General features: G+C 69.5%; 7 protein-coding genes and 1 tRNA gene. 4 read left to right on the top strand and 4 right to left on the bottom strand.

The genetic code is table 11. From position 1 onward, the window contains the following. Positions 1-330 precede the first annotated feature (330 nt). From EHS43_RS27915 to EHS43_RS27925, 3 genes are all read left to right on the top strand, one after another. Positions 331-404: transfer RNA gene (locus EHS43_RS27915), tRNA-Lys, on the top strand. Positions 405-958: 554 nt separating this feature from the next. Further along, entirely contained in the window at positions 959-2965 is a 2007-nt protein-coding gene (locus EHS43_RS27920) for a glycosyltransferase family 2 protein (protein ID WP_125193509.1), read from the top strand. After that, positions 2962-4899 carry a kelch motif-containing protein gene (locus EHS43_RS27925; protein WP_125193510.1) on the top strand — a complete coding sequence of 646 codons (1938 nt, stop codon included), beginning with the start codon at positions 2962-2964 and terminating at the stop codon, positions 4897-4899. Before EHS43_RS27920 ends, EHS43_RS27925 begins: the two co-directional genes overlap by 4 nt. A 65-nt stretch (positions 4900-4964) precedes the next feature. On the opposite strand, the gene EHS43_RS27930 is transcribed toward EHS43_RS27925, so the two are convergent. Beyond that, positions 4965-6005: a glycoside hydrolase family 6 protein gene (locus EHS43_RS27930; protein WP_125193511.1), complete on the bottom strand. Its 1041-nt coding sequence runs from the start codon at positions 6003-6005 to the stop codon at positions 4965-4967. Between the two features lie 162 nt (positions 6006-6167). On the opposite strand from EHS43_RS27930, the gene EHS43_RS27935 reads away from it, so the two are divergent. Continuing rightward, positions 6168-6947, top strand: coding sequence for a GAF and ANTAR domain-containing protein (locus tag EHS43_RS27935; protein ID WP_125193512.1), 780 nt, complete (start codon positions 6168-6170; stop codon positions 6945-6947). A gap of 265 nt (positions 6948-7212) precedes the next feature. Here the strand turns inward: EHS43_RS27935 and EHS43_RS27940 are convergent, their stop codons facing one another. From EHS43_RS27940 to EHS43_RS27950, 3 genes are all read right to left on the bottom strand, one after another. Next, positions 7213-7896: a class F sortase gene (locus tag EHS43_RS27940; RefSeq protein ID WP_125193513.1), complete on the bottom strand. Its 684-nt coding sequence runs from the start codon at positions 7894-7896 to the stop codon at positions 7213-7215. A 6-nt stretch (positions 7897-7902) separates the two neighbouring features. Beyond that, positions 7903-8430, bottom strand: a complete 528-nt coding sequence (locus tag EHS43_RS27945; RefSeq protein ID WP_125193514.1) for a hypothetical protein — start codon at positions 8428-8430, stop codon at positions 7903-7905. 95 nt (positions 8431-8525) lie between these two features. Beyond that, positions 8526-9305 carry an HAD-IIA family hydrolase gene (locus EHS43_RS27950; RefSeq protein WP_053853155.1) on the bottom strand — a complete coding sequence of 260 codons (780 nt, stop codon included), beginning with the start codon at positions 9303-9305 and terminating at the stop codon, positions 8526-8528. Positions 9306-9562: the final 257 nt, after the last annotated feature.

Genomic DNA, 9562 nt, shown 5'->3' on the forward strand with positions numbered 1-9562 from the left:
GGCCGGGGCCGCGTGGACCGTACCGAAAGCGGTGGAGGCCGCGGCGGCGACGATCATGGCCCGGGCGGCGGCGGGGTGGCCGCCGGTCGATCGGGGCAGGACGCGCCGCCAGTGGACGCATCCGGGGCAGTCGCAGTCGCTTGCGGGGTCGATCTCCTCGAACACCGGAGTCTCCATGCGCTGCCCCTCACACTCCAGATAGAAATGTCCGCAACTGTGCACATTCGCCAGTTTCTCAACTGTCGCCCGTGTGCGCATGCTGACGGTCCGAATGATGTACGCCGACCCGGAGCACCCCCGAGCGTCGGGTAGAGTTGTGCAGGTCAGCGGGCGCCGCTAGCTCAGTTGGTTAGAGCAGCTGACTCTTAATCAGCGGGTCCGGGGTTCGAGTCCCTGGCGGCGCACAGGCAACGAAGGCCCCCCGTGGAAGCGGGGGGCCTTCGGCATTGAGGGATGTGCAGAGGCGGCTGGGGGGCCGGGGGTCACCCCCCGGGAAGACGCAGCATCAGCGGGTCCGGGGTTCGAGTCCCTGGCGGCGCACAGACGACTGCAGGCCCCCCGCTCCGGCGGGGGGCCTGCGGTGTTCGGGCGCGCGGGACGTCCCTGGCGGCCGAGGCCCCCACAGGGGCCACAATGAACGCGTATGACCGGTAAACACCGCGTTTCGCATCTTGCGATCATGATGAGCACCGTAGAACCCTGGTTTTCAAGATGCTGCGTATACGCGGCAGTTGGGGGGCAAGGAGACGGTTGCCGGTGTTGCGGGGAAAAGGGGACCCGCCACTGAGGATGCCGGAGGGGGCGTCTGCAACCGGAAGGTCGCTGTTACCTGTCTAATGCTGTGAGGATTGTGGTGACTGCGGCCCACCACTGATACGTCTGTGAAGGTCGAGGGGGACTGGAGCAGACGTAAGGAAACGACAACACGCGGACCCGTCCGCGTGTGGGGGGATGACTCATGACGTCGACGCCGACGGGCGCCCGGCAGAATTTCGACCCGTCCGACACCACACAGCTCAGGCTGCCTTCACATCGGACCGGCACACTGCGCCGGATAAAGAAGACGCTTCCGAAGTACGACTACGAGCACTACAGCAGACTGGCCGGCCCTCTCACCCAGCCCGACCCGGGCCGGCCGTACAAGGTGCAGTACCGCTCGTTGATCTCGCAGGAGCCGCACCGCATCCGGGTCGCCCTGATGCTCGCCGCGGCCCCGCTGCTCTCCCTGGTCCTGCTGGCCTGGCTGCTCCAGCCCGAGCACTGGACCGAGCGCGACTACCCGGCCTTCTCGTGGCTGCCGGCCCTGGACATCGTCATGCTCGTCTCGATCGGCCTGATCGAGTTCTTCCGCTGCATGAACGTCCTGTCCAACGCGCACGCCACCCTGGTCGCCCGGGACCCGATCCCGGTGGTGCCCGAGACCGGCACCAGAGTGGCCTTCCTCACCTCCTTCGTGCCCGGCAAGGAGCCGCTGGAGATGGTGACGAAGACCCTGGAAGCCGCGGTGCGGATCCGCCACCGCGGCCTCATGCACGTCTGGCTCCTGGACGAGGGCGACGACCCGGCGGTCAAGGAGGTCTGCGCGCGCCTCGGTGTGCACCACTTCTCCCGCAAGGGCATCGAGAAGTGGAACCAGCCCAAGGGCCCGCACCGCGCCAAGACCAAGCACGGCAACTACAACGCCTGGCTGGACGCGCACGGCGACCAGTACGACTTCTTCGCCTCCGTGGACACCGACCACGTGCCGCTGCCCAACTACCTGGAGCGGATGCTCGGCTTCTTCCGCGACCCGGACATCGGCTTCGTGATCGGCCCGCAGGTCTACGGCAACTACGACAACTTCGTCACCAAGGCCGCCGAGTCCCAGCAGTTCCTCTTCCACGCGCTGATCCAGCGCGCCGGCAACAAGTACGGCGCCCCGATGTTCGTGGGCACGTCCAACGCCGTGCGCATCAAGGCGCTCAAGCAGATCGGCGGCCTGTACGACTCGATCACCGAGGACATGGCGACCGGTTTCGAGATCCACCGTCACAAGAACCCGGCCACCGGCCGGAAGTGGCGCTCGGTCTACACCCCGGACGTGCTCGCGGTCGGTGAGGGCCCGAGCGCCTGGACGGACTTCTTCACCCAGCAGATGCGCTGGTCGCGCGGGACCTACGAGACGATCCTCAAGCAGTACTGGAAGGGCTGGTACTCGCTGCCGCCGAGCAAGCTCTTCAACTACACCATGATGATCATCTTCTACCCGATGTCCGCCCTCAACTGGATCCTCGCGGCGCTGAGTTGCGCGCTGTTCCTGGGCCTGGGCGCCTCGGGTGTGAACATCGACCCGACCGTGTGGCTGATGCTCTACGGCAACGCCTCCGCGCTCCAGATCGGCCTCTACATCTGGAACCGCCGGCACAACGTCTCGCCGCACGAGCCCGAGGGCTCCGGCGGTGTCGCGGGCATGGTCATGTCGGCGCTGTCCGCCCCGCTGTACGCGAAGGCGCTCATCGACTCGGTGCTGCGGCGCAAGAGCAAGTTCGTGGTCACGCCCAAGGGCGACTCGGCCAGCCCCGACCGGTGGTTCGGCACCTTCCGCTACCACTGGTACTTCATCGCGATCTTCGGCGGCTCGATCGCCGCCGGTATCGCCCTCGGGCACTCGCACCCCGCGATGATCACCTGGGCGACCTTCGCCATGCTGATCACCGCGACGCCGATCCTCACCTGGCGGCACATGCTGCGCCAGGCGAAGAAGAAGCCCGCCGCGTCCGCCGAGCAGCCGCAGGGACCGGTCGTACCGGCTCAGACCCCGGCGCACCAGCCGCAGCCGATGCCGGCCCAGCACACCGCTGCCCCGCATGGGCCGGCCCACCGGCCGACCTGGGCCGCCGCTTCCGCGCCGGGCACCGCGGACGACGGGGGCAACGACCAGACCATGCAGATCGCCCTTGGTGGACTTGGGGGACGTAAGGAATGAACGACCGTGCAGGCCGCCGCCGCGCCCGTCGACTCGCGATCGGTACGGCGGTGGTGCTCGCGCTGGCCGGGATGAACGGCCCGTGGCTGTACCGCTTCGGGACGCAGAAATACCACCAGTACAAAATCAACAAGCCCGAGTACAAAGCCGAGAACGGCAAGTGGGAGATCGTCGACTTCCCCGAGGAGTACCGGCAGAACACCATCCACGCGGCGCTGCTGCGCACCGGCAAGGTGCTGCTGGTGGCGGGCTCCGGGAACAACCAGGACAACTTCGACGCGAAGAGGTTCGACACCCGGATCTGGGACCCGGTCAAGGGCACGATCAAGAAGGTGCCCACGCCGAGCGACCTGTTCTGCACCGGGCACACCCAGTTGGCGAACGGCAATCTGCTGATCGCCGGCGGCACCAAGCGGTACGAGAAGCTCAAGGGGGACGTCACCAAGGCCGGCGGCCTGATGATCGTCCACAATGAGAACCCGGACCGGCCGATCACCCTGCCGGCGGGCACCAAGTTCACCGGCAAGCAGAACGGCAGGACGTTCGTGTCCAAGGACCCGGTCGTCGTGGAGCGGGCCACGAAGGTCTTCGACAAGGCGACCGGGGAGTTCCTGCGCAACGACCCCGGGCTGGGGCGCATCTACGTCGAGGCGCAGAAGAGCGGCGCCAAGTACGAGACCGGCACCCAGGACAACTACCGGATCCAGGGCCTGACCGGGACGGACGCGCGCAACACGTACGGGATCGCGCAGAAGCTGGCGCTCGACAAGAAGGACTTCCAGGGGATCCGGGACGCCTTCGAGTTCGACCCGGTCGCCGAGAAGTACATCAAGGTCGACCCGATGAAGGAGGCCCGCTGGTACCCGACGCTCACCACCCTGAGCGACGGGAAGGTCCTGAGCGTCTCCGGGCTCGACGACATCGGTCAGCTGGTCCCCGGCAAGAACGAGGTCTTCGACCCGAAGACCAGGAAGTGGACGTACACGTCGAGGATCCGGCAGTTCCCGACCTACCCCGCGCTGTTCCTCATGCAGAACGGCAAGGTCTTCTACTCGGGGTCGAACGCGGGATACGGGCCGGACAACGTCGGGCGGGAACCGGGCGTCTGGGACGTGGACAGCAACAAGTTCACGAAGATCCCCGGGCTCAGCGACGCCGACCGGATGGAGACCTCCGGGACCGTGCTGCTGCCTCCGGCGCAGGACGAGAAGTTCATGGTGATCGGGGGCGGCGGGGTCGGCGAGTCCAAGCTCTCCAGCAACCGGACCCGGATCGTGGACATGAAGGCCGACAGCCCGAAGTTCGTGGACGGGCCCACGCTGGAGAAGGGGACGCGGTATCCGCAGGCGTCGATCCTTCCCGACGACACCGTGCTGGTGTCCGGCGGGTCGGAGGACTACCGCGGGCGCGGCGACTCCAACATCCTCCAGGCCCGGCTGTACCACCCGGACACCAACACGTTCGAGTCGGTGGCCGACCCGCTGGTGGGGCGCAACTACCACTCCGGGTCACTGCTGCTGCCGGACGGGCGGGTGATGTTCTTCGGGTCGGACTCGCTGTACGGGGACAAGGCGAACACCAAGCCGGGCACCTTCGAGCAGCGGATCGAGATCTACACCCCGCCCTATCTGTACCGGGGCTCCCGGCCCTCGCTGTCCGGGGGGCCGCAGACGATCGCGCGGGGGGCTTCGGGGACGTTCACCTCTCCGCAGGCGTCCGTGATCAAGAAGGTGCGGTTGATCCGGCCCAGCGCGTCGACGCATGTGACGGACGTGGATCAGCGGTCCGTCGAGCTGAAGTTCACGGTCTCCGGGGACAAGGTGAAGGTGACGGTGCCGGAGAACAGGAACCTGGTGCAGTCGGGATGGTACATGCTGTTCGTCGATGACGATCAGGGGACGCCGAGCAAGGCTCAGTGGGTCCGGGTGCCGTAGCGCTCCCGCAGGTTGTCCTTCGGGCGCGGGAGCGCTGTGGCTTGTCGCTCAGTTCCCCCGCGCCCCTAGGGCGTTGAACCCTCTGCCAGCTTCAAGGCGTAGGTCGGCCACCACTGCCCCGCCTTCGGGCCGCCCTTGCACTCGCCGTCCGACTCACCCGGGCGCTTGACCCAGAGGTACGCGTCCACCAACGGGTCCGCCGTCTTTATGGTCGGGGTCTCTCCCAGGGCCCTGCCCGGCGGGTTGCACCAGCGTTCGTTCTCGTCGCCGTCCTTGTACGGGCCGTTGCCGTTGCGGCTGGTGTCGATGACGAAGTGCTTGTTGCCGACCTTGGCGGAGAGCTGCTTGCCGTAGGCGATGGAGTCCTGGGTGGAGTAGAAGTTGGAGACGTTCACCGAGAAGCCGTCTGCCTTGGCGATGCCGGCCCACCGCAGGGGTTCGAAGATCTGGTCGGGGTGGCCCCAGCCCGCGTTGCCCGCGTCCAGGTAGACCTTGGTGTTCTTCAGCGACTTGAGCTTCTCGACGGCGCCGGTGAGCAGGTCGTAGCGCTCCTCGTGGAACTCGTCCTTGGTGCAGCCGTCGACCAGGTGCAGAACCGCGTCCGGTTCGAGGATCACCGTCGCCGAACGGTCGCCGATGCCCGCGGCCACGCCGTCGATCCAGGCCCGGTAGGCGTTGCCGTCCGCGGCACCGCCCTGGGAGTACTGGCCGCAGTCGCGGTGCGGAATGTTGTAGAGGACGAGCAGGGCCGTACGGCCGGCCTTGTCGGCGGCCTCGGTGAAGCCGCGCGCCTCCTGCTCCGGGTTCTCCGGGCCGATCCACTCCCCCGTGGGCTGCTGGGCGATCCTGCGGATCTGTTCCGCCTCGTCGTCCTTGCCGCTCTTCAGATAGGCAGCGACCTGCCTGGCCGCGTTGCCGTCCGGGTTGACCCAGAACGGGTCGGCCTCCTTGGGCTGCTGGGTGATCCCCGCACCGGCCTTGTCCCCGTCGCCCTCCTTCTCCGGATCCTTCGACGACGAACACGCGGCGAGCAGCAGTGCCGCCCCCAGCACCGCGGCCGAAGCCCGTACGCGGGCCGCCCTCCTGGCCCCCCTGCTGACGTACATCCAATTCCCCCCTGGGTGCACCATGGCAAGTCTCAATCGTGACACACCGGTCGCGCCGCCCACGAGCTCGCCCGAGCCTTGTCCAGGAGCTGTTACAGCCCCGAAGGTCGGGGTACTGCGCGCCCTGCGGGGGCGCTCGTCGACGAAGGAGAGTGCTCAGCGATGCGGTACGCCACCAGGGAGATCCGGCTGGCCTCGGCACTGGTGGAGGCGGCGGACACCCTCGTCGACGGCTTCGAGGCCACCCGGTACTTACAACGGGTCTCCGACCGCTGTGTGGAGCTGCTGCACGCGCGGGCGGCCGGGGTGATGCTCATCGACGGCGGCCGGTCGGTGTCGCTGGCCGCCAGCAGCCGGCACGAGCGGGTGGCGCTGGACCTGCTGGAGGCGCAGCACGGCGGCGGCCCGTGCCTGGACAGCTACGGCTCGGGACGGCCCGTACCGCCCGTCTCCATCCGGGTCGCCCACGCGGACGCCCGCTGGCCCGACTTCACCGAACGGGCCCTCGGGCACGACATCGTGACGACCTTCGCGGTCCCGCTGCGCCGCCGCGACCACCTGCTGGGCGCCCTCAACGTGTTCGCGCCCACCCTCCCCGACACCACCCCGGCCGACGACGTCACCGGCGAGCTCCAGGTCGCGCAGGCCCTCGCGGACGCGGCCGCCCTCGGTCTGCAGAACCGTCACACCTACGCGCAGTACCGCACGTTGTCCGGTCAGTTGCAGCAAGCCCTGTCCAGCCGGGTCCGCATCGAGCAGGCCAAGGGGATGCTCGCGGAGCGCTGGAGCGTCCCCGCCGACCGGGCGTTCAGGGCGCTGCGGCAGTACGCGCGACGCCACCGGCTGCCCCTGGACCAGGTGGCGAGCACGGTCATCGAGGGCGTCGAGGACGGCGTCGAGCTGCGCCGCGAGATCGACGCGGACGCTGACGGACCCGCGTAGACCCCTGAACCACCAGGACGTATGACGGAGAGCCACGAACCGGGACTTGGCGTCAGCCGGACTCTAGGCCCGAGCGCTCATCCGTTCTAGAGTCTTCTCATAGGTATACGGCCCCAGCCCCTGGCCGAGTCATCACCACCGAGCCTCCCAGGCCTCCCGCGCCGCCGGGTTACTCCCGCAGCCCGAGCGCGTGCGGTCGAGGACCAGCCCGGTCGGCGGCTTCGGGGGGAGCGGGTCGCCGACCGGGCCAGGTTGGTGCGCGTTCTCAGAGGCCGGTGCCGGTCAGATACGCCGAGACGATCACGTTGGCCGTGTACTTGCGGCTCGCCCGGTCGAAGGTGCCGCCGCAGGTGATCAGGCGCAGTTCGGCGCGGCCTCGCTCACGTGGTCCGTAGGCCTGGCGGGCGTCGAAGTCCTCGCGGCTGAGGACCCGCACGTCCTCGACGGTGAACTCGGCGACCCTGCCGTCGTCGCGGATCACCCGGATCGTCCCGCCCGGCTGGAGCGTGCTGATCCGGTGGAAGACGGCCGGCCGGGTCTCGGTGTCGACGTGTCCCACCATCAGCGCGGTCCCGGCGGCCCCGGGTTTCGCGCCGGCCGCGTACCAGCCGACGACTCCGGGCTGGTCGAAGGGCGGCGGGTCCGGGGCGCCCCGCGCGTCCAGGCCGCGGGCCACCACGGGCGCCTGCACCCGCAGCGCCGGGATGTCGAGGCGCTGCGGGCGGGCACCCGTCAACGGCCTTGCGGCGGGCGGCAGTTCGGCGTCCCCGGGGCGCCCGAGGGCGGCGACGTCACCGGTGGCCGGCGCGGACAGGCCGTGCCCCACGTCGGTGACCTCGCGCCCCCACAGCCACAGTCCGAGCAGCAGGACCACCCAGGTCACGACGGCCGGCAGCCGCCCGGTGCGGGCTCGGTCGGCCTTCTTCCGGCGCGGGATGCGGAAGGGCATCGTGGCTCAGTCCGCCTCGCGGCTCCGACGGCTGCGGCGCAGCACGACGGCCGTCGCCGCGACCCCGGCGAGCACCAGGCCCGTCACGGCGTGACCGGTGCCGGGGCCGGCCACGTGGGGTTCCATGGCGGAGAGGTGGGTGGCGGTCCAGCCGCCGCCCGCGTCGACGGGGGCGGCGGGGGACGCCGGGGCGGCGCCGCCCCCGTCCGCCGCGACGGTGATCCTGCCCTGCACCTCGACGTCGGCACAGGTGATCTTCACGTCGTAGGGGCCGGGCTCGATCGAGGAGCGGACGCGGGTCTCGCCGGCGAGGCTGCCGCCGGCGCCCGTCAGCCGGGCGTCCGCGACGAACGCGGCCGAGACGGCGGTGGCCGTCCTCCCCTCGCAGCCGGTCACCCGCAGCGAGAGGTCGGCGCCGGCGGCGGGGGTCGACGGGGTCACCGAGACTTCGCGGCCGTCCGCGGCCTGTGCGGCCGGGGCGAGGGCGACGACAGCCAGGGCGCCGGTACAGAGCGTGAGACGTAGTGAACCCATCGTGAACCTCCAGATATCTGGAGACTCCCCCCGCCGCCCCGGGCCCGCACTCCGGGAGGGCGGCGCGTTGCTCCGTTCGGGTCAGGCCGCCGGCCTCAGATCCGGTCGACGAGGTCCGCGATGGAGTCGACGACCTTCGAGGGCCGGTACGGGAAGTCCTCGACCTGCTCGGGCCGGGTCAGGCCGGTGAGCACCAGGAAGGTCTGCATGCCGGCCTCCATGCCGGCCAGGACGTCGGTGTCCATGCGGTCGCCGATCATCGCGCTGCTCTCGGAGTGCGCGCCGATCGTGTTGAGACCGGTGCGCATCATGAGCGGGTTGGGCTTGCCCGCGAAGTACGGCTGCTTGCCGGTCGCCTTGGTGATCAGGGCGGCGACGGCACCCGTGGCGGGCAGCGCGCCCTCGGCGGAGGGGCCGGTCTCGTCGGGGTTGGTGCAGATGAAACGGGCGCCGTCGTTGATGAGCCGGACCGCCTTGGTCATGGCCTCGAAGGAGTAGGTACGGGTCTCTCCGAGGACGACGTAGTCCGGCTCGTGGTCGGTGAGGATGTAGCCGATGTCGTGCAGGGCGGTGGTCAGACCCGCCTCGCCGATGACGTACGCCGTCCCCTCGGGGCGCTGGTCGTCCAGGAACTGCGCGGTGGCCAGGGCGGACGTCCAGATGTTCTCGATCGGGACGTCCAGGCCCATGCGGCGCAGGCGGGCGTGCAGGTCACGCGGGGTGTAGATGGAGTTGTTGGTCAGCACCAGGAACGGCTTGCCGGACTCGCGGAGCTTCTTGAGGAAGGCGTCGGCGCCGGGGATCGGTACGCCCTCGTGGATGAGTACACCGTCCATGTCGGTGAGCCACGAATCGATGGGCTTGCGGTCTGCCATGTGCGGGATCTCCTGCCGTACGCGTGTACGCCGTGCTGCGTCGGCCCCAGCCTAGACAGTGGCCGGATCTTGAGGGAATGGCCGGTTGGGGACAGGTACCCGAAGCTCCGGGGTCAGCGGCGGCCGCGGGCCCGGAGAACGGCGCCCGCGGTGACCAGGAGGAGGGCGGCGGTACCGAGAACGGCGGCGGCCACGGCGGGGCCGGTGCTGGCGAGTTGCTCGGCGGCGTCGGTGAAGGGGAGGCCACCGGACGAGGG

Origin of the sequence: Streptomyces sp. RP5T (genome assembly GCF_003933965.1) — a bacterium.
In the GTDB taxonomy this organism is placed as follows: domain Bacteria; phylum Actinomycetota; class Actinomycetes; order Streptomycetales; family Streptomycetaceae; genus Streptomyces.